Source organism: Variovorax sp. EL159 (genome assembly GCF_900100965.1).
In the GTDB taxonomy this organism is placed as follows: domain Bacteria; phylum Pseudomonadota; class Gammaproteobacteria; order Burkholderiales; family Burkholderiaceae_C; genus Variovorax.
Genome location: NZ_FMUJ01000001.1, coordinates 1,134,831 through 1,157,449 on the forward strand (window position 1 = coordinate 1,134,831; position 22,619 = coordinate 1,157,449).

Annotated in this window: 23 protein-coding genes; 8 read left to right on the forward strand and 15 right to left on the reverse strand. The window is 63.0% G+C overall.

All coding sequences use genetic code 11. The annotated features are described in order from the left end of the window. Positions 1 to 31: 31 nt before the first annotated feature. Positions 32 to 925: a LysR family transcriptional regulator gene (locus BLQ28_RS05340; protein WP_093237477.1), complete on the forward strand. Its 894-nt coding sequence runs from the start codon at positions 32 to 34 to the stop codon at positions 923 to 925. 140 nt (positions 926 to 1,065) lie between these two features. Here BLQ28_RS05340 and BLQ28_RS05345 read toward each other — a convergent pair whose 3' ends face one another. Continuing rightward, entirely contained in the window at positions 1,066 to 1,725 is a 660-nt protein-coding gene (locus BLQ28_RS05345) for an O-methyltransferase (RefSeq protein ID WP_093237478.1), read from the reverse strand. Positions 1,726 to 1,806: 81 nt separating this feature from the next. Between BLQ28_RS05345 and BLQ28_RS05350 the strand changes: the two genes are divergently transcribed. Next, on the forward strand, positions 1,807 to 2,439 hold the full coding sequence (locus BLQ28_RS05350; RefSeq protein WP_093237479.1) for a TetR/AcrR family transcriptional regulator: 633 nt from the start codon (positions 1,807 to 1,809) through the stop codon (positions 2,437 to 2,439). Positions 2,440 to 2,464: 25 nt separating this feature from the next. On the opposite strand, the gene BLQ28_RS05355 is transcribed toward BLQ28_RS05350, so the two are convergent. Together BLQ28_RS05355 and BLQ28_RS05360 are read right to left on the reverse strand one after the other, a co-directional pair. Then, positions 2,465 to 2,845, reverse strand: coding sequence for a VOC family protein (locus tag BLQ28_RS05355; protein WP_093237742.1), 381 nt, complete (start codon positions 2,843 to 2,845; stop codon positions 2,465 to 2,467). 164 nt (positions 2,846 to 3,009) lie between these two features. Continuing rightward, on the reverse strand, positions 3,010 to 4,494 hold the full coding sequence (locus BLQ28_RS05360; protein WP_093237480.1) for an HD domain-containing phosphohydrolase: 1,485 nt from the start codon (positions 4,492 to 4,494) through the stop codon (positions 3,010 to 3,012). Positions 4,495 to 4,677: 183 nt separating this feature from the next. On the opposite strand from BLQ28_RS05360, the gene BLQ28_RS05365 reads away from it, so the two are divergent. Further along, positions 4,678 to 5,274 (forward strand): DUF308 domain-containing protein, encoded by a 597-nt coding sequence (locus BLQ28_RS05365; RefSeq protein WP_093237743.1) that lies wholly within the window; start codon positions 4,678 to 4,680, stop codon positions 5,272 to 5,274. Between the two features lie 138 nt (positions 5,275 to 5,412). Here BLQ28_RS05365 and BLQ28_RS05370 read toward each other — a convergent pair whose 3' ends face one another. The 4 genes from BLQ28_RS05370 to BLQ28_RS05385 form a co-directional block, all read right to left on the reverse strand. Beyond that, positions 5,413 to 6,552 (reverse strand): beta family protein, encoded by a 1,140-nt coding sequence (locus tag BLQ28_RS05370; RefSeq protein WP_093237481.1) that lies wholly within the window; start codon positions 6,550 to 6,552, stop codon positions 5,413 to 5,415. A 1-nt stretch (position 6,553) separates the two neighbouring features. Beyond that, positions 6,554 to 7,723, reverse strand: a complete 1,170-nt coding sequence (locus tag BLQ28_RS05375) for an ImmA/IrrE family metallo-endopeptidase (RefSeq protein WP_256327174.1) — start codon at positions 7,721 to 7,723, stop codon at positions 6,554 to 6,556. A 34-nt stretch (positions 7,724 to 7,757) separates the two neighbouring features. Further along, positions 7,758 to 8,024 carry a type II toxin-antitoxin system HigB family toxin gene (locus tag BLQ28_RS05380; RefSeq protein WP_093237483.1) on the reverse strand — a complete coding sequence of 89 codons (267 nt, stop codon included), beginning with the start codon at positions 8,022 to 8,024 and terminating at the stop codon, positions 7,758 to 7,760. 372 nt (positions 8,025 to 8,396) lie between these two features. Then, complete coding sequence (locus tag BLQ28_RS05385; protein WP_093237484.1) at positions 8,397 to 8,669, reverse strand: hypothetical protein; 273 nt, start codon at positions 8,667 to 8,669, stop codon at positions 8,397 to 8,399. Between the two features lie 462 nt (positions 8,670 to 9,131). Here BLQ28_RS05385 and BLQ28_RS05390 point away from each other — a divergent pair, with 462 nt between their 5' ends. Further along, a complete protein-coding gene (locus BLQ28_RS05390) occupies positions 9,132 to 9,479 on the forward strand; it encodes an antibiotic biosynthesis monooxygenase family protein (protein WP_093237485.1) in 348 nt (115 codons plus the stop codon). Between the two features lie 88 nt (positions 9,480 to 9,567). Continuing rightward, on the forward strand, positions 9,568 to 10,113 hold the full coding sequence (locus BLQ28_RS05395) for a DUF2867 domain-containing protein (RefSeq protein WP_093237486.1): 546 nt from the start codon (positions 9,568 to 9,570) through the stop codon (positions 10,111 to 10,113). A gap of 103 nt (positions 10,114 to 10,216) precedes the next feature. Here the strand turns inward: BLQ28_RS05395 and BLQ28_RS05400 are convergent, their stop codons facing one another. The 3 genes from BLQ28_RS05400 to BLQ28_RS05410 form a co-directional block, all read right to left on the reverse strand. Next, positions 10,217 to 10,564 carry an SMI1/KNR4 family protein gene (locus BLQ28_RS05400; protein ID WP_143012424.1) on the reverse strand — a complete coding sequence of 116 codons (348 nt, stop codon included), beginning with the start codon at positions 10,562 to 10,564 and terminating at the stop codon, positions 10,217 to 10,219. Between the two features lie 46 nt (positions 10,565 to 10,610). Further along, positions 10,611 to 11,075 carry a GNAT family N-acetyltransferase gene (locus tag BLQ28_RS05405; protein WP_093237488.1) on the reverse strand — a complete coding sequence of 155 codons (465 nt, stop codon included), beginning with the start codon at positions 11,073 to 11,075 and terminating at the stop codon, positions 10,611 to 10,613. 198 nt (positions 11,076 to 11,273) lie between these two features. After that, positions 11,274 to 12,446 (reverse strand): serine hydrolase domain-containing protein, encoded by a 1,173-nt coding sequence (locus tag BLQ28_RS05410; protein WP_176801018.1) that lies wholly within the window; start codon positions 12,444 to 12,446, stop codon positions 11,274 to 11,276. Positions 12,447 to 12,630: 184 nt separating this feature from the next. On the opposite strand from BLQ28_RS05410, the gene BLQ28_RS05415 reads away from it, so the two are divergent. Further along, positions 12,631 to 13,641, forward strand: coding sequence for an OmpA family protein (locus BLQ28_RS05415; RefSeq protein ID WP_093237490.1), 1,011 nt, complete (start codon positions 12,631 to 12,633; stop codon positions 13,639 to 13,641). Between the two features lie 12 nt (positions 13,642 to 13,653). Here BLQ28_RS05415 and BLQ28_RS05420 read toward each other — a convergent pair whose 3' ends face one another. Continuing rightward, complete coding sequence (locus BLQ28_RS05420; RefSeq protein WP_093237491.1) at positions 13,654 to 14,298, reverse strand: hypothetical protein; 645 nt, start codon at positions 14,296 to 14,298, stop codon at positions 13,654 to 13,656. A 47-nt stretch (positions 14,299 to 14,345) separates the two neighbouring features. Then, a complete protein-coding gene (locus BLQ28_RS05425; RefSeq protein ID WP_093237492.1) occupies positions 14,346 to 14,840 on the reverse strand; it encodes an Lrp/AsnC family transcriptional regulator in 495 nt (164 codons plus the stop codon). A gap of 65 nt (positions 14,841 to 14,905) precedes the next feature. On the opposite strand from BLQ28_RS05425, the gene ilvB reads away from it, so the two are divergent. Beyond that, entirely contained in the window at positions 14,906 to 16,702 is a 1,797-nt protein-coding gene (gene ilvB / locus BLQ28_RS05430; protein ID WP_093237493.1) for a biosynthetic-type acetolactate synthase large subunit, read from the forward strand. 104 nt (positions 16,703 to 16,806) lie between these two features. Here ilvB and BLQ28_RS05435 read toward each other — a convergent pair whose 3' ends face one another. Then, positions 16,807 to 18,186 carry an NHL repeat-containing protein gene (locus BLQ28_RS05435; RefSeq protein ID WP_093237494.1) on the reverse strand — a complete coding sequence of 460 codons (1,380 nt, stop codon included), beginning with the start codon at positions 18,184 to 18,186 and terminating at the stop codon, positions 16,807 to 16,809. Between the two features lie 488 nt (positions 18,187 to 18,674). Next, positions 18,675 to 20,234 (reverse strand): cation:proton antiporter, encoded by a 1,560-nt coding sequence (locus BLQ28_RS05445; RefSeq protein ID WP_093237496.1) that lies wholly within the window; start codon positions 20,232 to 20,234, stop codon positions 18,675 to 18,677. Between the two features lie 162 nt (positions 20,235 to 20,396). Between BLQ28_RS05445 and BLQ28_RS05450 the strand changes: the two genes are divergently transcribed. Beyond that, a complete protein-coding gene (locus BLQ28_RS05450) occupies positions 20,397 to 20,807 on the forward strand; it encodes a PaaI family thioesterase (protein WP_093237497.1) in 411 nt (136 codons plus the stop codon). Between the two features lie 27 nt (positions 20,808 to 20,834). Here the strand turns inward: BLQ28_RS05450 and BLQ28_RS05455 are convergent, their stop codons facing one another. Next, the gene (locus tag BLQ28_RS05455; RefSeq protein WP_256327175.1) at positions 20,835 to 22,574 is read right to left on the reverse strand and encodes a hypothetical protein; all 1,740 of its coding nucleotides are present in this window, start codon (positions 22,572 to 22,574) and stop codon (positions 20,835 to 20,837) included. Positions 22,575 to 22,619 lie beyond the last annotated feature (45 nt).

The following is a 22,619-nucleotide window of genomic DNA, read 5'->3' on the forward strand; positions in this document are numbered from 1 at the left end:
GAAATGAATAGTTTGAATTCCAGCCATTGCCATGAACAATTTCAGCCGCATCGACCTCAACCTGCTCATCACGCTCGACGTGCTGCTGGCCGAGCGCAACGTGACGCGCGCAGCCGAGCGCCTGAACCTGTCGCAGCCTTCGGTGAGCGTGCAGCTCGCCAAGCTGCGCGAGATGTTCAACGACCCGCTGCTGGTGCCCGCGCAACGCGGCATGCGGCCCACCGCGCGCGCCGACGAACTGCGCGAGCCGCTGCGCGAAGCGCTCGAATCATTGGGCCGCGCAGTGGCGCCCACCAAGCCTTTCGACCCCGCGGAGGCGTCCACCACTTGGCGCGTGGCCGCGGCCGACTATGCCGAGTCGGCCATCCTGCTGCCCGGGCTCGCGGGGCTGCGTGCGGCCGCGCCGAACACCCGGCTGGCCGTGGTCGATGCCGTGCCGTCGCGCATGGCGCGGCAGCTGGAGCAGGGAGAGATCGACCTGTTCTTTCACACCAGCGTGGGCGCGCCGTCCGGGTTACACCGGCGCGTGCTGTTCAACGAGCGCTACGTGCTGGCCGGGCGGGCGGGGCATCCGCGGTTGAAGCGCCGACCCACGCTCGCGCAGTTCTGCGCACTGGAGCACGTGGTGGTGTCGCTGGGCGGCGGTGGCTTCGTCGGACCCACCGACGAGGCGCTGGCGCAGAAGGGCCTCGCGCGGCGTGTGGCCCTGTCGGTGCCGCACTTTCTTTTCATGATGTCGGTGCTGGCCGAGACCGACATGGTCGCGATGCTGCCCGAGCGGCTTGCGCGCGGCGCGCCGGGGCTGCGCGTGGTGGAGGCACCGCTGGAGGTGCCGGGGTATGAGATGGCGATGCTGTGGCACGAGCGGCGGCATCGGGATGCGGGGCATCGGTGGTTGAGGGAATGGATTGCGGGGAGTTTGTAGATGCTCCGGGAGGACTGTCATTCGATGAAATCGTGGCCAGGCGCAGTGCCCGACCTGATCCAGATCAATGCCCGAGCCACGACGGCGCCGACTCAGCCGGTGGCGCCAGTGGCAAAGACATGCATGGCGTAGCGCTTTCTTCAGCCCAACCGCATCGACAGTTCGACGTCGGCAGCGAACGGCACCGACAGGTATCCGCTGTCGACCGCACGCACGCGCGCCAGGTACTCGGGGCTGTGGTCAGCGTTGTCCGCCACGATCAACGCGCCCGGCCGCAGGAGGCTCTCGACCAGTGCCAGTACGTCGGGGTAGAGCGCCTTCGCGCCGTCGAGCAGCAGCAGGTCGATGGACTCTGGCAGGCCGCTTGCCAGCGTCTTCAGTGCGTCGCCTTCGCGGATTTCGACCAGGTCACTCACGCCGCCTTCGGCCAGATGCTCGCGAGCCTTGGCGATTTTTGATGGCTCGAACTCGCTGCCGATCAGGCGGCCGCCGCCGTTGTCGCGCAGCGCCGCGGCCATGTACAGGGTCGACAGGCCGAAGGAGGTGCCGAACTCGATGATGTTGCGCGCGTTGGTGCTGCGCGCCAGTTGGTACAGCAGCACGCCGGTCTCGCGCGACACCGGCAGCCACAGGTCTTTCATGCGGCTGTAGAGGTCGAGGTATTCGGTCTTGCTGTGCATCAGCCGCTCGCGTTCCTCGCGGCTGATGCTGGCCAGGGCGGGGCTGGTTACAGCGGCAGCCTGCAGGAACAGTCGGTCCAGCAAGGGGGCCAAGGGGGCAGTGGTCAAGGTCGTCGTCACAGGGTTCTTTCGTTTGAAAAGCGGATGCAAAATAATATGAAGAACCCTTCATGTTTGCTATTCGCGTTGCGGAACTCTCCCATGCCCGACCGCCCCAATGCCTCCATCTCCTCTCGCAGAAAGCCCAAGCAGGCGCGTTCGGCCGACCTTCTTCAGGCCATTCTTCAGGCCGCTATTCAGGTTTTGGCGAAGGAAGGCGCGCACCGCTTCACGACCACGCGCGTGGCCGAAAGAGCCGGCGTGAGCGTGGGGTCGGTCTATCAATACTTTCCGAACAAGGCGGCGATCCTGTTTCGCCTGCAGAGCGACGAATGGCGGCAGACCACGGAGCTGATGCGCGGCATCCTCGGGGACGCGCAGCGGCCCGCACTCGAGCGCCTGCGCATGCTCACGCACGCCTTCATCCGCTCCGAGTGCGAGGAGGCCGAAGTGCGAACCGCGCTCGGGGACGCCGCGCCGTTCTACCGCGACGCACCCGAGGCACAGGAAGTGCGCGCCGCCGGTGACGAATCTGTGCGCGTGTTCATGACGCAAGCCCTGCCAACGGCTTCCGATGCCACGCGTGAAATGGCGGGCGAGCTGATCGTGAGAACGCTCAGCACAGTGGGCAAAGACTTTTCGGAGAGCCCGCGAACCGCCGCCGAGATCGAGGCCTGGGCGGATTCGCTGGCCGACATGCTTTGCGCTTACATCGAAAGCCTTGCATCGCGCTGAGCCGGCACTGGCGCCAGCGCTTTCCTCAAGCAATGTCTTCGTGGATGCAGAGGTAGTTGCCTTCGGTGTCCTTGAACCAGGCCGCCTTTTCCGAACCGAGCACGCAAACGTGGTCGACGGTCTTGAGCTCGGGGAAGTCGTAGTCCTCGAACACCACGCCGGCCTGCTTGAGCATCTTGACGCTGGCGGCAATGTCCTCGACCTGGAAGCTGATCGCCGTGTGGTCGGCCTTGGTTCCTTCGGGCTTGGGGAACAGCGACAAGGTGCTGCCGCCCACGACGTAGACGAACTTTCCGTCAGGCCGCAAGCCACCGGGTTTCAAGCCCAGGCAGCCCTCGTAGAAAGCACGGGCACGGTCCATGTCTCTGACGGGAAGCATGGTCGTTACAGACGAGTCGGACAACAGCATGGGAGGTCCTTTCGCACAATTCGGCGCAGCGGTTGCCGCTTGGGAGCGGGCTCACCTTGGCTGGCCGACCGGGCAATGAGCTTACGCCGGCAATTGCTGCGATGCCAGTGGCAGAGCTGACTGTTCGCCGCATGATCGACGCGGCGATCGGAACCGCCTTGTCAGATGAGCCCCCGGGTCGCCGCCTTCAACGTTGCGGCCGCACGGGTCGAGCACTCGAGCTTGAGGAACACGCGCTCGACATGCGTTCGCACCGTGCGCGGACTGATGCCCAGTGCACGAGCCACTTCCTTGGTGTTCTCGCCCTTGCTGATGCAGCGCAGAACTTCCAACTCGCGCTCTGACAAGGCCTGCTCGCCCGCCTTCGGCGCCACAAGCTTCAAGGGCGCATGCGACATCGCGCTGGCGAGCAACGCATCGATAACGCTCTGGTCGAAGCGGCCCGCCTCGGCGTCTTCCTTTATGCCGTCGAGCGCCTCTGCCTCGGTGAACTCCGCGCGCCACGGACGGCGGGTGCGAAGAGAAACCCATCGTTCGGCCGCTGCGACGAACTGCCCCTCCAGCGGCATCGCCGTGCCAGACCGACCGCGGAAATAACCGGAGCCATCGCGCCGCTCGAAGGCGAACGATGCGATTTCTGCTTCGGCCGCGAGTCCGTCGATTTGCCCGGCGGCGCGGGAGGTCCAGTACGGCACCAGCCGCAGGCGTTCGAGCGACGAGGCCGGCAGCGGCTCGGGCGCGTTCCAGATCGCGTTGGGCACCGACGCCCGCCCGATGCCGTGGATCAACCCGGCCTTGTACGTGCGGTGGCACGCGGCCTCGTCCAGGCCGGCGTGCGCGCTGCAATCGCGCGCCAGTTGGGCCACGCGCCGCGAGTAGCCCGTCATCCAGGGCAGCTTGAGGTCGATCACGTCGCCCACCAGCTCCAGCCCGACGCGCTGAAGCATCGAGGCGGGCTGGTCGGTCACGTCGGTCCACGGTGGGGTGGCGGAATCCAGCGCTTTCATCCACGTCGACACCCACGGTGCGCTGGCATCGACAAGAGCGCCGGGGTACACGCTGTTGGCGCGTCCGCGCGCCAGCGTGAGCGCCTCGTCGAGTCCGTACAGGCGGCTGAAGATTTCGAGGTCGCTCGCCAGCGCCACGACGTAGGTGGCGAGCGGTACGTCGTTGCCCTGCAGAAGGCCGGGCACGCCACCGCCGTCGTAGGTCTCGAAGATCGCGCGCAGCGCTGCTTCGGTGTCGGGGCTCAAGCCCAGCGTGTTCGCGATGTCGCCGGCGATTTCGCAATGGATGCTGGCCATGGCGAGCATCGCGTTGGGGATGGGTGCGCTGCGAGGCTGCTGTTGTTGCTGCTGCTTTGCTCGCGGCTTCTGCGAAGCAAGAAGGGCCTGCCGGCCCTGTACGTCGTCATCCAGAAAATCCGCGAACTCCTGGGCATTGGCCGTGCAACCCGACCAGCGCAGCAGCGCGACATGCCGGGCCGCCTCGACCTGCGAGGGCGCGCAGCGCGCTTGCGTCGCGATCATTTCGGCGAGCCACGCGGTGCGCAGCGAATGGTCGGTCGGCTGGCCCATGCTCAGGTCGCCGATGAAAGCGAGCGCACGGACGGCGTCGAAAACGGCGATGGTTGTGTCGTTGGACATGAGAGGGCGAAGAGGCAAAGGCACAGCATCGCACAGTCGCTTTTTGGGGCCTCTGTCGGTCATTCGACCGATACCGCGCCTGGTGCTGCAGAAACAGAATTGTTTGCATGCGCCCCGCTTGAGGGGCGACTACTTTTCTTCCTTCTGCCCTTTTCCCATCTCGCGGCCTTCGCCGCCATTGCCATGCCAGACACCAACCAGCCCCAACTGCTACTTCTTCTTCAGCGGGCCGCGTGGCTGCGCAAGCTCTACTTCACTCGCGCCGCCTTTTCCTTCGCATGGGTCGCGCTCGCCTTCGCCGTCGCCAAGGGGTCGCCCGTGGTCGCGAGCGCGCTGCTGATCGTCTATCCCGCGTGGGATGCGCTGGCCAACTGGGTGGACGCCCGGATGACGGGGGGCGCAAAGGCCAACCCAACGCAGGTGCTGAACGTCTGGATGAGCGCGCTGGTCACCGTTGCCGTGGCCGTTTCGCTGGGGCTCAAGCTGCAGATCATTCTGGTGATCTTCGGGCTGTGGGCGATCGTTGCGGGGCTGCTTCAACTGGCGACTGCCATTCGTCGGCGCAAGAGCGACAAAGGGCAGTGGGTGATGATGCTGAGCGGGGCGCAGTCAGCGCTGGCCGGGGGATTCTTTGTGGCCCAGCAGGGGAGTGCGGCGCCTGTGGTGCAGACGTTTGCTGGGTATGCGGCGGTGGGGGCGGTGTATTTTTTAATTTCGGGGCTTGTGATCTTATTTCGGAAGTCCAAGGGCAAAGCCGATGGCGGCCTAGTTTCCGACTAAGACCGATGCTAAAACCGTCCTTGGGGGCACCGTTGACGTAAAGAGTCGGTGCACGAAGCGCAACACAAGAAATGTCGCAATCTGTGCAGACAGGAGCGCTGTAAAAGTATTGTTCCTGTTGTCGTAAAAAATCAATAATTAGATTGCAGTTCTATATCCTCGGAGAGCATTAATCATTGCAAACTCAGAAATTTCCTGAGGTACAAAAGTCATGTGGTGATTAGTGTCGACGGCAATCCAAAAAGCGTGTTGCTTAGGCGTCAAGCCTTGCGTGGCTTTTTCAATTTGAGCATCCCCCCAGCTGTAACTGGGCTCTAAGTAGTAATTGGAGTCGACAATATGTTGGGCAAGCCCATAAAACTGAGAAAACTTGTCTCCCTCGGACACCGAATGGCCGCGAGCGATGAAAAAATGCTCCGAAATGGTATATCGAATCTTGCCATTCGAATTCTTGTTCGGAATCCCCTCGTTGCTGTGAGGGCCTCGAATTGCGTAGTCGCCGTAAATAATGGTGTTCCTTCTTCCAAGGGTGGAAGTGGATAACATTTTCCATGCGGCCATTTCCTTTCGCCGAAATTGACCTTGGCTATTCTGCTGGCGGATAGCCTTATCTACTGTCGGCGGCAAGCTTGAGGCACTGCTGCAAAAAAACTTGAAGCCAAAATCTTCCAGCGCCGCAACCACAGCGGCAATCGATTCTGTGATTTCTGGAACTCCCTTCGAATAAACATCACCGTAATCTATTAATACGGCGCATGAAGAAGGTTCCAGTCCAATGTGATCCAAAATGTCATTGACATTTTCTCGTAGCAAGTCGGGCTCTAAGGAGTCTTCAATTGCCGAATAGTCGAGCCGAAGGCAGGTAAGAGGGAGGCGTGAATAGTCAATGACTCCCACTGCTGCCTTATATCCCTCTTCGCTCCATCTGTCGTACCCAATCACTGGAACAGGGATTACCCCTCGGCCGTTCAATTGGTTGATCAAGTAAGAATAAATGTGCTCGCCGGTTTCTACAGATGAATCGCCTCTCCAATGATAAGAGTCAACCATTGCCATTCGACCTGCACACACGCTTGCGATGCGTTTCAGCGCCATGTCGATCATCGTTTTTTTGGGCGTAAGTGAGGTGGAAAGGTACTTCGGCCAAAATGACTCGCCGGGCATGCGCGGAATATCAAAGAGCGGAATGATTTTGCTCCAGGCTTCCGGTTTTAAATTTTCAAGCGCCTCTTTTTCTGCATCAAGAGCTTTAAGAAAAGGGATGTACTGGAGTTCCATTTCAAGCCTCGCAATGGTTAGCGTTTTTCAAAATAATCTTTACTTCGTCTTGGCCGAGTAGATCGGAAAAGGCGGCGTAATTTCCTGACTCTCGTCGAATTCTTCCGGCAATGATGGCTGGGTGAATTTTCAACTCTCGAGCAAGCTCATTTATGTTTTGGCGGTTCGGGGAAATGAATGCATTGCTTCGTCGCCACAATGTTCGAGGAATGAATGCCTCTCGCGCCAACCTATTGGCCTCCGCCTCTCGCTTGTCCTCCGAATTGGAGTCCAAATCATCCATAAAAGCTTCATCCTTGCCCACATGTTTCCAGATATGCGCTAATTCATGCAGCAAGGTGAACCAAAAGTTATCTATTCGATCGTACCGAAGAGTTAATGCAATAATTGGGGTTCCATCGACGTCCATTAGGGCAGCGCCATCAAGGTGTGTTCCCTTTAAGTGCTCTTCCAAAACAACGGCAATGCCGCATTTTTCCAAATATTCGACAGCTAGCATTGGACCTTGGTCAAACCAGCTTAATTGCGCAACTTCTTTTAAAAAACTAGAAGACAATGCTTCTTTGTTGAAAAGTCCGAGTGACGATTTTTTCCTTCTGGCGAGTAAAACTGCCCGTGCAAGCCACGCATAAAGTGCGTACTTCGTTGTAGGAGTTGTCGCATCTCCTGAAACACGGCGCCTGAATGAAGCAACCCCAAAATTTAATCCTGCTTCTTCGATGAAATCCTTGACTGCCTTCTCGATATTTTCTGCGCCTTTATTTAGTACGCCACTAACCCATCCTCTTTGCGTAATTTCTTTTATCGGAAATTTGTCCCATTGAATTTCACTCTCTGATTTCTCAATTCCCTGGGAGTGGACGCCAACTAAGGTTTCTGTGGAAATTCCAAGTCCAAGCGATAATTCTCGAATCATTTGGACTGTTAAGGCTCTTTTTCGCCCTAAGATTTCTGAAACTCGACTTCTTGTGCCTAAATATGGAATCAAATCTGTCTGCCTGAGTCCTTTTTCTTTCATGCGAAACAAAATCGCATCGATGGCATCTGGCAGTTCAATCGGGTATTTATTTCTCTCGTAGGATTCAATTAAAACGCTAAGCAATTCAAGCCGGTCACTTTCAGGGGTGCCAAGAGCTGGAGCTAAAGCCATTAATACATGTACCTCATCCATGTATCGATGGTATTGCTCTTCTGTGCGAATAACCCTAGCTTCCATTTTTAAGAATCTCTCTTAGGTCATTTACGAGCACAATTCCTTGTGGAAATGCAACTATTAAGCTCAATTCCAACTGCTGATCTTCAACCATAAATAAAAAGTTTCCAGTTTGCGAAACTTTGGCCTTGGGGAACTGAAGAAAAACGTCATCAGGCCCCTTCCATTGAGCAACCAGAACCTCTGCGGTCCACTTCGTCAGCCAAGCCAACGCCTCGGGCGAGGGGTGTTTCAGCTTGTCGCGTCCGATTAGTCTCATTGCTGTTCCATTTCTGGGAACACTTTAGCACGGGTTTCTATGGTTGATACCAAGATGGGAACAAAATTTTTTGGTCCACGTTGATGGCTATCGGTGCTTTGCGCGCGCGGGTTGGGCGGACTGAGTCGGGGACAGCGGGGCAATGATCGCCATCGCCGCAAAGCTAACCTTCTCGATAGAGCCCGAGGGGCGACGCAAGCTACTTTTGTGCTTTTGATGAGTTCGCATCCGCGGGCTCTTCTCGAGCTAGTAGCCGCAAAGTACGCTCCAGTCGCATCGCTGCTACAGCGGCTAGGGCACTCGGCGTGATGACGGGTTGTCGTGCACGCCTTGGCGCCTGCGCTGATGCTCAACAGTATGAGCGTGCGCGGATCAAGCCTGTACGCCTCGCTCGATTTCGCACTGCTGGAACAACTCCCCCGCCTCATCCACCAGATCCGCCACGAGCCAGAACACGTTATCCAGATGCGTCGGCCCCGCGCCGTGTTGCCAATCGATGCCGCCGCCATAGCAGCACCACGTCAGCGACTTCAACTGCGCCAGCTTGTTCTCAAGAAGGTCTGCCGCGCTGGGCCCGTCCGTGTTGTCGGTCGAGTTGCCGCGGGATGCCGGCGTGCGACGCCCAGCCATAATTCGTTTAGCCATTTGTTGTGCTCGCTTTCAAAGTTATGCACGTCATGTGGTTAGACGGCTGGGGTGCTGACACATCCCGGCCGTCGCCTTTTGTGCCCCGCGTTTTCCATCGAATGCACATGGCACCGATAGCCGCCGCGGGGCGAAGCGGTTCATCCGTCAAAGCGTGTTGTGTGTATTGCCTTCCTTGCCTACTACAGTGGGTCGTCGAGCGACAGGGGCATTTACTTTAGAGAAGGGCGGCGCGGGCGGGGAAACTGAATGCGCTAGTAAGTCTCGGATCGCGCGGGTTTCCACTTCGCCAGTGCAAGCGGCTTGGCAGACGGCGCAATCCCGCGCATCAACAAAGGCGGCGCGAGCAGACCACACCGCGCAGCCGGTTCCGCGCGATGCGGCGTCCGGCCCGATCCCCAGTGCCACGCATAAAATGCGACGGTCGGTTGCGATTTCTCTCTGAGGCGCTGGAGGCTTCCAATGACCACGATTGCCGAGAACACAGGGTTCGTCACGCTCATCAACGTATTCACGGTTGAGCCATCGAATCAACAGGCATTGCTCGACATACTCGCCCGCGCCACCGACGCATCCGTTCGAGACATGCCGGGGTTCATCTCGGCGTCGCTTCATCGAAGCGTCGACGGAACCAAGGTCACGATGTACGGGCAGTGGAAGAGCGTGGAACACTACCAGCGCTACCAATCGATGCGTGCAGACCCAGCCACATCGCCCTATGTGGCAGAGGTGCTGGCCATCGCCAGGTTCGAGCCCGGGATGTATGAAGTGGCCAAGGTCTTCGATGGGCCATCGGAGCCTGCGCGCTGATGCCTCTGTTTCTTCCAGCGAGGGGAAGGTGCAGCATCTGGCTTCGCCCACCCCTCATGTCATCCGTCAAGCACTCGGAGTGCCATTCATGCCAAGCGAACTCATGTCAGTAACGCCGGTTGCTCTTCCCACGCAGTCTGCCGTCGTCGCCATTTATAAATCGGTGAATCTCGCAGACGCGTTTGCGGTTCAGCTGCCCCCTGGCACCTCGAGCGATCCGGATGTTCTGTGGCGATTCCTCATTGCGCAGCAGCCATCCTGGATCGGATGGCTCACCAACATCCGGGATGCGGTCGTTGCGGGCTTTGGCCTGAAGACCGCTAAGCACCTTGCGACCCTCTCCAGCGAGGCCAGCGTCGACCGCATCGGCATCTTCAAGGTCTACGGCAAGAGCGAGAACGAGATCGTCTTGGGCGAGGACGACAAGCACCTCGATTTCAGGCTGTCGGTACTTCACACACCCGACTCGTCTTCAGCGCGCGGCGGCCAGCTGACTGTTTCGACCGTTGTCCACTGCCACAACCTGCTGGGCCGCACCTATCTGTCGGTCATCGCGCCTTTTCATCGCCTGGTTGTGACGGCCAGTCTTCGTCGCGCCGCGCATATCGGTTGGCCCAAGGCAGCCGCAAGATAGGGGCGAGCTGTCCGCTCCGCAGAGGCCTGGGGTTGGTCTGTGGCGCGGAACCTGAAGCGGTCCTCTGGAGCTCGGGGATCAGATATTCGGAATGGCTGTCGGCCTACAGCTTGCAACCCGAACGCACCCATTCATCAAGGTCCTCGGCCACTTCGACAAAGTCGGCGCGGGACATGCTGCCGTGGCCCACCAGGTACACGGGCGTCGGCCACTTGTCTGGAGCCACGACGACAGCGCTGCCGCCGCTGTCATCGCCAATCGTCAGCCAGCCCGGACAGTACGCTCTGGTTTCGTAGGTCTCGTTGCGTTCAAGAAGTTCGTCAGGCGCGTAGAACCGCACGAGGTCGCCAATGAAGGCGCCATCCGTTCTGGACAACATTGCGCGCAAGGGAGGTGCGATGGTGCACCCGCTCCATTGCGCTACTGCGTGGAATATGTCTTCGGGCGTCATGAGCTGCGTGCTTGTTCGGAGGGACGGATGCTGGCCGGGTCCGGTCCTATCTATCTCCGGACTTGTTGGCGGGCGCCTTCATCGCAAAGGCCTGCTTGTCGCTCCGGTTGAAACCGACCGACTCATAGAACTGGAAGGTCGCCTCATCCTTCCTGCCGGTCATCAGCATGACCTTGTAGCAGCCCTGCGACCAAGCGAAAGACAGAGCTTCGGCAAGCACGGCCTTGCCGTATCCCCGCTTGCGATGGTCGGCGTGGGTCACGACGTTCTCGACCACGGCATATGGCTTGCAGCCACGCGTGAGATTCGGAATGACGGTGACGGTGCAGCTCGAGACGAGTTGTTCAGCCGCGTAAGCCCCGAAGTACCTGTAGCGCGGGTTGCCCATCAGCTCCTGCCATACAGACTCGACAGTGGCGGTGTCGGGCAATGGATCATCAGTGTCGTGAAGATGCTGGTACAGGGCCAGCAGGCTCTTGAGTTCCGAAGGGGCGATTTGTCGAACGTCCATGCACATCCCTTGAATTGCCCGCCGGTGATGAAGGGCTGGTCAAGGCCGCATTCTGCCTTCCGTCTCCATCGAATGCGGATGGCATTGGTGGACGCGGCTCCTCCATCGAAGGCTCCCGCCTCGCCATTGCAAGCGGCCTGACAGCGAGATGGCGCAATCCCACGCATCAACGGCGGCGCGAGCACATCGCAAGCGAGTTCAGCGCGATGCCCTCGCCCCGATTCCCAGCGCTCGCCACATCGCGCGAATGATGCGAAACGAACGCTCGTCGCCCACCATTCCGCGCTGCATCCTGTTCATCGCATAGGCGAAGCTCGTGCGCGCATCCATGTCGATGAGCGCGAACGATCCGCCGCCGCCAGACCAGAAAAGCGAGTCTGGATTGGGAAGGGGAAGCGACAGGATCGGGCTCGGCAAGCCGAAGCCCAGGCCGAATCGCACGTGCATGCCCCGCATCGCAAGGTCGGGCCCATCGATCTGCTGCGCCAACGCCTTGCGGCATCCGGCCTCCGACATGATCCGCTTGCCCTTGGCGACGCCGCCATTGGCGAGCAGGGCGTGGATCTGCGCGATGGCGCGCGCATTGCCGTGCCCGTTGACCGATGGAATCTCTGCACCGCGCCAGGCGCGGGTGCATGTCGAGGGCACATCGGTCTGGGTGTCGATGAAGGTGACCTTCTGGATGTCGCTCAGTTGCAGGTCGGCGGTGTTGCGCGGCACTTCGAAGCCCACGAGGTCGGCCACGCGATGGTCTTCCGAAGCCGGCAGGCCGATCCAGAAATCCGCATCCAGAGGCTCTGCGATTTCTTCTCGGAACACGGTGCCGAGGCTCCGGCCGGTGATGCGGCGCACCACCTCGCCGATCAGGAACCCGAAGGTGTAGACGTGATAGCCGGAGGCAGTGCCGGGCTCCCACAGCGGGGCTTGCGCGGCGAGCATCGACGTCACCTTGTGCCAGTCGTAGAAGTCTTCGCCGCTGCACGCGGGGCGCCAGCCGGAGAGGCCCGAGGTGTGGCTCATCAACTGCGCAACGGTGATCCGCGCCTTGCCGTTGGCCGCGAACTCGGGCCAGTACTTTGCGACGGGCGCTGAGAAGTCGAGTTCGCCCCGGTCGGCCAGCAGCAGCGCCGTGAGCGCGGTCATGGTCTTGGTGACGGAGTAGACGTTGACGAGGGTGTCGCACTCCCAGGGCCGGGTCTTCGCTTCGTCGGCGAAGCCGCCCCAGAGGTCGACCACCGTTTCGCCATTCACCGTGGCGCAGAACGAGGCGCCGAGTTCTTCGCCGTTGGCGAAGTTGGCTTCGAAGGCCTCTCTCGCGGCTGCGAACCGGTCGTGTGCGAATCCGTGAACCGTCGTGGTGCCTTGGTGCATGCGTGCGCTTCCCCTGATGGATGGGTGAGTGGACTGTTGGGTTGCCTGTCGCTGGAGGGGGCGGATTGTGGACCGCCCGCGAATGCAGCGCAAAGCCATCGGGCGGCATAGGCCGTCCGTCGAATGCACAGCAGCGTGTGCACTCTCTAGCATTCAAGGTGTCGCCGTTCCCTTCGATATCCAGATGAAGCCGCTTGCCTCCTTCGCTGTCATGGCATGGCTCTCGCTGGCCATCTCGGCGCCTACGGCCGCTTTCGCCGCTGCGCCGCCCGAGAAAGACCACCCGCTCGTCGGCCGCTATGAAGGTGCGGTGCTCGACGGCACCAAGGTGACGGCCTACGACGAGGTCGGCCTCATCAAGGAGCCGTTCCAGAACTGGGGTGGCGGCAAACCCGATCTGTTGAAGCTCGAGGGCAAGGTCTCGCTTTATCACTACAAGCTGCCCGCCGGCCGCTCGCTGCTCGAAGTGCTGCGCAACTACGAGGCGAGCCTGAAGGCCAAGGGCTTCGATGTGCTCTTTGCCTGCGGCACCGCCGATGCTTCCTGCTACCAGAAGCGCCCCAACAGCGTGGACACGACCACGCCCTACGACTTTGCATTGGCGCTCGACGACCCCGAGTGGCCACGGCTGGGCAAGAGCGGCGACTACGTGCGCAACTACTTTTCAGTCGGCGGGCGTTATCTGCTCGCCAGGAAAGCCGGCCCCACCGGCACGGTCTACGCCAGCATCGCGCTGGCCGAGCACAACGCCGATGTCGGCAACCACGCCTTCGTGCGCGTGGTGGAAGCCAAGGCGATGGAGGGCGACAAGATCGTGTTCGTCGATGCCTCGGCCATGCAGAAGAGCCTGGCCGAGACGGGGCGCATCAACCTCTACGGCATCTTGTTCGACCTGGACAAGGACGTGATTCGCCCCGAGTCGCAACCCACGCTCGACGAGATGACCAAGCTCATGCGCAACAACCCGCCACTGAAGCTCTCGGTGGTGGGGCACACCGATGCGCAGGGCGATGCGAAGCACAACGACGACCTTTCCAGGCGCCGCGCGGTCGCGGTGATCGGCGTGCTGGTGAAGGCGGGCGTGGACCCGCGCCGCTTCACCACGCGTGGCGCGGGTGCGGCCGAGCCGGTGGCGCCGAACGACAGCGAGGCAGGGCGCGCGAAGAACCGGCGGGTCGAGCTGGTGCGGCTCTGAGGCCGCGCTGCCTCAGCCCTTCAACGCCGCGAACTTCGTGGACCAGTTGGCGGGCGCGGCATCGACCAGCGCGTTCAGGTGGGCCTGCAGGCGGCTGGCGATCTCTTGCAGCGTTGCACCTTCGGCCAGCGGCTCGTTGCCGCCGATGACGTTGATCCATTCGTCGACATCGTCGGCGTCGGTTTCTTCCAGCGCTTGCCATCCGCCCGCCGCGCCGAGCAGATAGCGCAGGTGGTATCCGACGGCGAAGCCGGGCTCGACCGAGCCTTCGCGGTGCACGCGGGCGAGGCTTGCAACGGCCTGGGCCAGCGATGCGGTGGTGAAGGTGCGGCTCGCGGCTTCCGTGCAGAGCTCCGAGCCTTCGACGGCGTAGCCCGCGAGCTCGCGCCAGTAGGCCTCGTCGTGCAAGCCGTCGCGCTGCGCCATGTGCCGGCTCGCGAAGCGCGCCGCGAGGTCGATGTCGGCGATCAGCGGCGACAGCACGAGGTCGCTGCCGAAGTCGAAGCCGAAGAAGTACATCGTGCCGTCGAGCGTCAGCGACTCGATGGCGCCGACGTGCCCTTCGCGCCCATCGAGGGGCAGGGGAACGGCGGGCGCTGCCTCGGTGGCCGGAGCTGGAGCCGGAGCCGGCGATTTTTTCTTGAAGAAGTCGAACATCCGAAAATCCTTTGCGGGAGTTCAGTCGATGGCGATGTTCGCCCCTTTCAGATAAGGGGCACGCTGGTTTCCTTCAGCACCCGCAGCACGAAGTGCGACTTGCTGTGGCGGATGCCGGGGATCTTGTAGAGTTTTTCGCGCAGCAGCCGCTCGTAGTCGCGCGTGTCGCGCACGGCGATGCGGATGTAGTAGTCGTAGTCGCCCGAGACGAGGTAGGCCTCCTGGATCTCGGGGATCGTCGCGAGCACGCGGCCGAAGTCGTAGAGGGTTTCGTCGGTGTGGCTTTCGAGCGTGACCTGCACGATCACCGAGTCGTGGTAGCCGAGCTTGGCCGGATCGACGTCGATGGTGTAGCGCTTGATCACGCCCGAGGCTTCGAGCTTCTTGATGCGCGTCCAGCAACTGGTGGGCGACAGGCCGACCTCGTTGCCGATCTCCTGCAGGGTCTTGCGGGAGTCGAGCAGCAGCACCCGCAGGATGGCTAGATCGATCTTGTCGAAAGATCCTTCGTTGTCACCCGGGATTTGCCGATTGATCTTCATGAATCAGGTCCAAAGAGCCAAAAGAAAGAAGCATATTTTGCGCTCAAACCGGAAGAATTGACGGCATGAGACTGCTCGACCTTCCCCTCACGCCTTCCCTGTCCCTCCACCCCGAGGCCACGCCCCGCGTGCGCAACGGTGCCGAGGCCCTGCTCGACACGCTGGTTGAATGCGGCGTCGACACCATCTTCGGCTACCCCGGCGGCGCCGCGCTGCCGCTGTACGACGCGCTGCACGGCGAACCCCGGCTGCGCCATGTGCTGGTGCGCCACGAGCAGGCGGCCGTGCATGCGGCCGAAGGTTATGCGCGCAGCACCGGGCGCGTGGGCGTGGTGCTGGTCACTTCAGGGCCGGGCGTGGGCAACACCATCACGGGGCTGCTCGATGCCATGAGCGATTCGGTGCCGGTGCTGTGCATCAGCGGGCAGGTGGCGACGGCGGTGATCGGCACGCAGGCCTTTCAGGAGAGCGATGCGCTCGGCATGTCGCGCTCGGTGACCAAGTGGAACCGGCAGGTGCGCTCCGCCGACGACGTGCCGGCGCTGGTGCGCCGCGCACTCGAAATCGCCAGCTCGGGCCGTCCGGGGCCGGTGCTGCTCGACGTGCCGAAGGACATCCAGTTGCTACGCCTCGGCCACGGTGCCGAACCCGCGCCGCTGCGTCCCTTGCGCGCGGGCAGGGCGCCGCTGCCGCCGAAGGCGATGCTGCAGCGCGCGGCCGATCTGCTGTCGACGGCGCGCCGGCCGGTGCTCTATGGCGGTGGCGGTTTGATCAACTCGGGCCCCGCGGCCTGCGAGGCCTTCGCGCAGCTGGTGCATCGCCTGCATGCGCCGTGCACGCTCACGCTGATGGGGCTGGGCGCCTTCCCCGCGTCCGACCCGAAGTTCATCGGCATGCTGGGCATGCACGGCATGCTCGAGGCCAACCTCGCCATGCACGAGGCCGACCTGGTCGTGTGCGTCGGCGCGCGCTTCGACGACCGCGTGACCGGCAAGCTCGACGAGTTCTGCCCGCATGCACGCAAGATCCACATCGACATCGACCCGGGCAGCATCAACAAGGTGGTGCACGTCGATGTGCCGATGGTGGGCGATTGCGGCGCCATCGTCGACGCCTTGCTGGCCATGCTGCCGGCCGAGGGCTTCGCGCCCGAGCGGCTTGCGCCGTGGTGGGCGCGCATCGAGCGCTGGCGCAGTGAAGACTGCCTGGCCTTTGCCCCGCGCGCTGATTCGATCTTGCCGCAGCAACTGATGTCGTCGCTGCAACGGGCCATCGGCGGGCGCGACGCGATCGTGTCGACCGACGTGGGCCAGCACCAGATGTGGGCCGCGCAGTACCTGCGCTTCGACAGCCCGCGCCACTGGCTCACCTCGGGCGGTGCCGGCACCATGGGCTATGGGTTGCCAGCGGCCATCGGCGCGCAGATCGGGCATCCCGATGCCTTGTGCGTGTGCGTGAGCGGCGATGCGTCGGTGCTCATGAATATCCAGGAGCTGTCGACCGCCGTGCAGCATCGCGTGCCGGTGAAGCTGGTGCTGTGCAACAACGGCTACATGGGCATGGTCCGCCAGTGGCAGGAGCTGAACCACGGCAACCGCCTGAGCCACAGCTGGAACGAGGCACTGCCTGATTTCGTCGCGCTGGCGAAGGCCTTCGGCTGGGGTGCGCGGCGCGTGTCGGACCCGGCCGAGCTGGAAGCTGCATTGGCCGAATGCCTGGAGAGCGAAGGCCCGTTCTTCCTCGATGTACAGGTCGCGGCGCAGGAGAACTGCTTTCCGATGATGCCGTCGGGGCATGGGCATCACCGCGTGATGCTGGCGAAGGACCGGTGGTACGAGGGGGGAGTGAGGGCAGGGGCCTGACAACGTCGCGCGGCCTCCATCGCCGCTCACCGCCGCAGGCGGTGGCTGGCCTTGCACGCGGCGACGCGCTCGGCGCACGTCGCCGCAGCGCGCCTCAGGGCGCCTCAGGGCGCCTGAACCGGCGTGACCTTGCGGATCAACTGGCCGTAGGTGTCGGCGACATACAGCGTCCCCGCCGCGTTGATCGTGAGCCCCTGAGGCTGATTGAACGTGGCAGCCGCGCCGATGCCGTCTTGCCCACCCGTAACGCCCTTTTGGCCGGCGAGCGTGGAGACCACTCCTGCCGGTGTGATCCTGCGCAACAGGCTGCTCCCGAAATCGGCCACGTAGACATTGCCGTCCGCATCGACAGCGACGCCGCGGGGATCGGAGAAAGTCGCGGAGTTGCCGGGTCCATCGGTGGCACCGGGCGTCCCCGTCCCTGCAAGGGTCGTGACCACTCCGGTGGGGGTGATCTTGCGAATTCGATGGTTGCTGCTGTCGGCGACGTAGAGGTTGCCTGACCCATCGATGGCAATGTTGTAGCCACGCCCGAATTTCGCGGCGCTTCCCGTGCCGTCGGCAAAGCCCGGCGGGCTGCTGCCGGCCAGTGTGGTGACATTGAGGGCCGGGTCGATCTTGCGAACGACGCCGCCGCCATACTCCAGAACGTACAGATTGCCGGCAGCATCGACGGCCACCGAGATGGGCGTGTTGAAGGTGGCGGCGGTTCCGTTGCCATCGGTCGTGGTCTTCGTGCCATTGCCCGCCACCGTGGTCACATCGGCCGTCGATGTGACCTTGCGGATTCGATGGCCTTGGGCGTCCGCGACGAAGGCGGTGTCGGTCGCATCCACGGTGAAGCTGGCGAGGTCCTTGAACGAAGCGTTGAGGCCGTTGCCGTCCACCGACGCCAAGACTCCGTTGCCGGCAAACGTGGTGACGTCGGCCTCGGGCGAAATCTTGCGCAAGAGGTTGTTTGACCAGTCGCCGATGAGCAGACCACCGTTCTTGGTGAGGGCGATGCCGTAAGGGAGATCGAACGATGCGGCCGTACCTTTGCCGTCGGCGGTGCCCGAGGTGCCGGTGCCGGCGAGCGTCTCGACCTTGGCCGCCGCGGCCGAGCAGGCCACCGTCACGTCGCTCACGTCGGCCGAGGCCTTGCCGGTGTCCTTGGTGACGGTGCAGAACTGCCACAGGGGTTGCTTGCGGATGCTGACCTTGTAGTCCGAGCCCTCGACCAGGGTCGTTGCAAAAGTGAACTTGCCATCGGCCGACAGCTTGAGGTCGTCGCCGGCATTGTTTTGCAGCACCAGGTGGCCGGCAAGGCCGGTGACCGTGCCGCCAATGGAATGGTTCACGACGGGCGGCACCGTCACCGGAGGGTTCGGTGCGACCACCGGCAGAAAACCCCCACCTCCACCCCCGCCACACGATGCCACCAACACGACCGCACCGGCCACAGCGCCGATTCGCGCGACCGAACTTGCTTGACTGAAAAGCATCTTGACTCCTCTTTATGGTTGTATGACTCGACAAAAAGAAGCCCCCTGCCGACGGGCGTGCAGGAGGCTTCCAAATGTCAATTATTGTTAACTGAGGTGTCTTGAGGTATCCCCTGAATTGGGTATTTCTCGCGGTCGGCCATCTCATCTGGGTCCAGCAATGGCTCCCTGGTCCGCCAGCTGGACTTCGGTCGTCACGATCCTGACGATAGGAACGGAAGACGCGAACCGGTCCCGCGTTCCTGGCAGGGGACCTGACAACATCGATGGCATTGAGCTCCGCCCCGTCCATTTCCTCCTCGAGCCGGTGGTGAAGGACCGGTGGTATGAGGACGAGGCGCGATGCCGGTTTTTCTCCCCCCCCTCCCGGGGGAGGGCAGGGGTGGGGGCAAGCGGCGTTCGATCAGGTGTTGCGATGAATTGAACGCCGTCGTGCCCCCATCCCAACCTTCCCCCGGAAGGGGAAGGAGCAAGAGAAGGCGCAAACGCTACACGCTCTGCAGCCGCACATCGTTGGCAGGAATGGCATTGAGCTCCGCCCAATCCATCTCCTCCTCGAGCCGGTGGTAGGTGTCGTCCTCGATCTGCCCGCTCTCGCGCAGCGCATCGAGCGCCCGTCGCTGCGCACGGATCGCCGTGGCGCGCAGGCGGTCGTGCGCGGTTGTGGCCTGCGGCTGGCTTTCGTCGGCGGCGATGGTCCGCGCGGCTCGGTATTCGTCGCGCACCGCATCGGCTTCGGCGCCGCGCTCGGTCTCCAACGCAAGAAGTGCCGCATCCATCATCGCGGTGCGCGCGAGCGAGACCTCCTTGTCCTGCGATTCGTCGGGATCGATCTTCAGCGCCTTGATGAGCGGTCCGATGGTGAAGCCCTGGATCACCAGCGTGCCGAGCACGACAGCGAACGCGCTCAGCACGATGAGGTCGCGCCCCGGAAAATCCGCCGGCAGCGCAAAGGCCGTGGCCATGGTGACCAGCCCGCGCATGCCCGACCAGCCGACAAGGAAGCCGATGCGCCTGGACGGAATCGACACGCCCTTGGGCTTGAGGCCCAGCCGGTGCTTCACCGCGCGCATCACCGCCCCGTAGAACAGCACCCACACCACCCGCACGCCGATGACCAGTGCGAGCACGAGGCCCGCGAACTGCAGCGCGTGCATGAGCGCGGGGCCGGAGAGCCGGTCGAGAATGCCGCGCGCCTGCAGCCCCATCAGAAAGAACGCCAGCACGTTGAGCGTGAACACCACCGCGCCCCACACCGCATACGACTGCACGCGGTCTCGCGGCGCGTTGCGGCTCGGTGCGTACCGGCCCAGCGTCATGCCGAAGGCGACCACCGAGATGATCGGCGACAGGTGCAGCCGCTCAGCCACGATCCACGCGGCAAAGGTCATCACGAACTGCAGGATGATGGCCGAGCGCGTGCCCCTGAAGAGCGGGCTCACGAAGTGCAGCGAGACCTTGCCGAGCAGCACGCCGACCACCGCGCCGCCCGGCACCGCCACGAGCAGCATCGGCAGCGAGCTCGCAATGGGCTGGTGCGCGGCGCCCGCCGCCGACACCGCCACGCCGAACACCAGCAGCGCCACGGCGTCATTGAGCAGGCTCTCGCCGTTGATGAGCGACAGCGTGCGCCGCGGAATGCGGAACTGCTGCATCACCGCCGCCGCGGCCACCGCATCGGGCGGCGCAACGATGGCGCCGAGCGTGATGGCCGCGGCAATCGGCAGCCCCGCGAAGGCCCAGCCGGCCCATGCCACCACGGCGGTGGTCAGCAGCACGGCCACCAGCACCAGCGAGATCAGCGGCATCCAGTTGTGGCGCAGCTCGCGAGGCGAGGTGTCGAAGGCCGAATCGAGAAGGGCGGGTGCAATGAAGAGCGCGAGCGCCAGCTGCGGGTCGAAATGGATGTGCGGCACCCACGGCATCGCGCCGAGCCCGACGCCCGCCAGCGCCAGCAGCGACGGGTAGGGCAATGCGAGGCGGCGCGAGAGCTGGAGCAGCAGGCACGCCGCGGCCAGCATGAGAAGGATGTTTTCGAAGATCTCCACCGGGGCCTCTCAGTTTTTCGTGTTGTGTACGGAATACTAAGAGAGGCCCGGTCGATCGCCGAGGGTCGATCAGGCCGTGTGGCGCGCGGTGCAGGTGATGCAGGTGTTCTTGTGGCCTTTCCGCTAGTCTGTCGAACTTCCAGGAGATCCAAGGAGACATCGATGACCGATATTGCAGACATCCAGAAGCTGTTTGCCGGACTCTTTCCTGACCTGATGGGCATCCGCTTCACGGTGCTGGAGCCCGACCGCGTGGTGGCGCAGATGGAGGTGCGCAAAGACCTCTGCACCGCCGGCGGCATCCTGCATGGTGGCGCCTCGATGGCGTTTGCGGACACGCTGGGCGCAGTCGGCACTGTCGTCAATCTGTCGGGCGGCAAGCGCACGACGACCACCGATTCGAGCACCAAGTTCATTGCCGGCGCACGGTTGGGCAGCACGGTGACGGGCACCTGCGTGGCGCTGCATCGAGGGCGCACCACGATGGTCTGGCAGACCTCGATCACGAATGAGCAGGGCAAGCTCTGCGCCGTCGTCACGCAGACGCAACTGGTGCTCGATCCGGCCACTTGATCTCTTGAGCGGACGGGTGAGCGATGGTCAGGAGTGGCCGTCCACCCGCATCTGGAAAAGGAAGTAGGGCGGAATGCAGGCGCCACGCCCTTCGGGTTGGCCTTCGGCCTGCGCGCAGATGTAGTCGTCGCGGCAGGGCTGCTGTGCCGAGCAACTGCGCAGGTTGCCGGGGCGCGTGTGTCTGGCGAGGCATTCACCGAAAGGCTTGTTCGCGGCCAGGCACTGGTTGAAATCGCTGAGGATCGCGATGCCGCCGCAGGTGCCGTTCTTGTCGAGCGGATTGCAAGGGCCCGAGCACATGCCACCGGGAAAGCCGACAGAGGTGGTTTCGCACACCGAGGCGGTGCCTTCGCAGGCGATGCGTGGCAGCTTCTCGGCACGGTCCAGCCACGGGTTGGCGGAGCGCGTGATGCGGCTGGGCTCGCAGCTTGCACCGACCGTGGCTGTTGCACTGCTCGTCATGGCGGTCACGTCATCCGGCTCGGCCAGCGGGCGAAACGGATCGGGCCGTGGCGTCGTCAGCGCGGCGCGCACGTAGGTGGCGCGCCGTGCCAGTTCGTCCTGCATGTGCGGCGAATGCGGCAAGGCGAGCGCATTGCCCACCGTGAAAGTGCGCGAGGCGCCGCGCCGGTCCACACCCAGCAAATGAAAGCCCGCGACCGCGCGGCTCTGGTGGCAGCCTGCGCAGCTCAGGTCGTCGAGGCGGCGCAGCACGGCCTGCGGTGATTGCAATGTGCGACTGTCGGGCATGGCCTGCCATTCGCTGGCCGCGAAGAGCTGTGCAAAGGGCCGGTTCGCCAGCCGCTCCTGTCCGCGCGGTGCCACCGACACGGCTTCGGTCGCGAGAAATTTCTCGGGGATCTGCAGCGTGGCTTCGTCCAGAGCGCGCAGGTTGGCGGGCTGCTGCAACCATTGCTGCAATTCCTTGCGCAAAGGGGCATTGGCCTTCAGGCGCGCAACGTCGGGCGTGTTCTCCAGCGGACCTACATCGAAGCGCCGTGTACCCGCGTTCCAGCGGAAGGCGCGCAGCATGTATTCGGCATGGCCGCCGAGATCGGGCCGCACGGCGGAAGGCCAACGGACGCTTTGCAGGTTGGTGGTGATCTGTGCGATGCGGGCGTGTGCCAGGCGCTGCGGCGCGAGCGGGCCGTCGGCGGACACCAGCCAGCGGCCGAGTGCTTCATCGTCGTTCGCAGCCATAGCCTGCGGCGGTTGCCAGCGTCGCGCGCTGCTGGCGCAACTGCCGTCGGCATCGGGCGCGTCACCACGCAGCTCGACGTTGACTGTCATCGGCAGGCGCGACTGCATGGCAGCCGTGCGGTAGGCCAGTCGGTACACCAGCCGCGTCTCGCCGCATGCGCCGCTTTGAAAGGGCCGCCGGTCCATGCGGTTGGCCACGCCGACCAGTTCGAAAAAAACATCGGGGCTCGTCAGCCAGCGTGCGTCGAACAGCCGGTGCGGATAGCGCGAGACGCCGACGCCCGCCTGCTTGTCGCGCCGCTGGATGCCGGCAATGCTCTCGCGCAACGGATCGACGATGGACGACCACGACGGCGAACCCATCAGTGCCTGGTTGGTCGCGATGCCATCCTTGGAGGCAGTGGCGCCACCGACCCAGTGGGCGAAATCGGCACCAGATTTTTCGGCCGCCTGCAAGGCAACGGGCGAGGTGACAAGAAGGATCGGATCGGCCGCGTGTGCGACGGGCGCGGCGAGGGCGAATGCCAGGGCAAGGATCGCCGGGAGGCTGTGTTTGAAGAGCGACACGCGGACGATTGTGCCGCGATGAACTCGCCAATCGACCCACCGATC

Excerpts from the sequence above, each read along its gene's own strand:
- BLQ28_RS05400 (WP_143012424.1), bottom strand. The coding sequence starts at position 10,564 with ATGACGCCCGAAGACATATTCCACGCAGTAGCGCAATGGAGCGGGTGC.
- BLQ28_RS05415 (WP_093237490.1), top strand. The coding sequence starts at position 12,631 with ATGAAGCCGCTTGCCTCCTTCGCTGTCATGGCATGGCTCTCGCTGGCC.
- BLQ28_RS05410 (WP_176801018.1), bottom strand. The coding sequence starts at position 12,446 with ATGCACCAAGGCACCACGACGGTTCACGGATTCGCACACGACCGGTTC.
- BLQ28_RS05385 (WP_093237484.1), bottom strand. The coding sequence starts at position 8,669 with ATGGCTAAACGAATTATGGCTGGGCGTCGCACGCCGGCATCCCGCGGC.
- BLQ28_RS05380 (WP_093237483.1), bottom strand. The coding sequence starts at position 8,024 with ATGAGACTAATCGGACGCGACAAGCTGAAACACCCCTCGCCCGAGGCG.
- BLQ28_RS05390 (WP_093237485.1), top strand. The coding sequence starts at position 9,132 with ATGACCACGATTGCCGAGAACACAGGGTTCGTCACGCTCATCAACGTA.
- BLQ28_RS05450 (WP_093237497.1), top strand. The coding sequence starts at position 20,397 with ATGACCGATATTGCAGACATCCAGAAGCTGTTTGCCGGACTCTTTCCT.
- BLQ28_RS05360 (WP_093237480.1), bottom strand. The coding sequence starts at position 4,494 with ATGTCCAACGACACAACCATCGCCGTTTTCGACGCCGTCCGTGCGCTC.
- BLQ28_RS05435 (WP_093237494.1), bottom strand. The coding sequence starts at position 18,186 with ATGCTTTTCAGTCAAGCAAGTTCGGTCGCGCGAATCGGCGCTGTGGCC.
- BLQ28_RS05340 (WP_093237477.1), top strand. The coding sequence starts at position 32 with ATGAACAATTTCAGCCGCATCGACCTCAACCTGCTCATCACGCTCGAC.
- BLQ28_RS05425 (WP_093237492.1), bottom strand. The coding sequence starts at position 14,840 with ATGAAGATCAATCGGCAAATCCCGGGTGACAACGAAGGATCTTTCGAC.
- BLQ28_RS05420 (WP_093237491.1), bottom strand. The coding sequence starts at position 14,298 with ATGTTCGACTTCTTCAAGAAAAAATCGCCGGCTCCGGCTCCAGCTCCG.
- ilvB (WP_093237493.1), top strand. The coding sequence starts at position 14,906 with ATGAGACTGCTCGACCTTCCCCTCACGCCTTCCCTGTCCCTCCACCCC.
- BLQ28_RS05375 (WP_256327174.1), bottom strand. The coding sequence starts at position 7,723 with ATGGATGAGGTACATGTATTAATGGCTTTAGCTCCAGCTCTTGGCACC.
- BLQ28_RS05370 (WP_093237481.1), bottom strand. The coding sequence starts at position 6,552 with ATGGAACTCCAGTACATCCCTTTTCTTAAAGCTCTTGATGCAGAAAAA.
- BLQ28_RS05350 (WP_093237479.1), top strand. The coding sequence starts at position 1,807 with ATGCCCGACCGCCCCAATGCCTCCATCTCCTCTCGCAGAAAGCCCAAG.
- BLQ28_RS05395 (WP_093237486.1), top strand. The coding sequence starts at position 9,568 with ATGCCAAGCGAACTCATGTCAGTAACGCCGGTTGCTCTTCCCACGCAG.
- BLQ28_RS05365 (WP_093237743.1), top strand. The coding sequence starts at position 4,678 with ATGCCAGACACCAACCAGCCCCAACTGCTACTTCTTCTTCAGCGGGCC.
- BLQ28_RS05405 (WP_093237488.1), bottom strand. The coding sequence starts at position 11,075 with ATGGACGTTCGACAAATCGCCCCTTCGGAACTCAAGAGCCTGCTGGCC.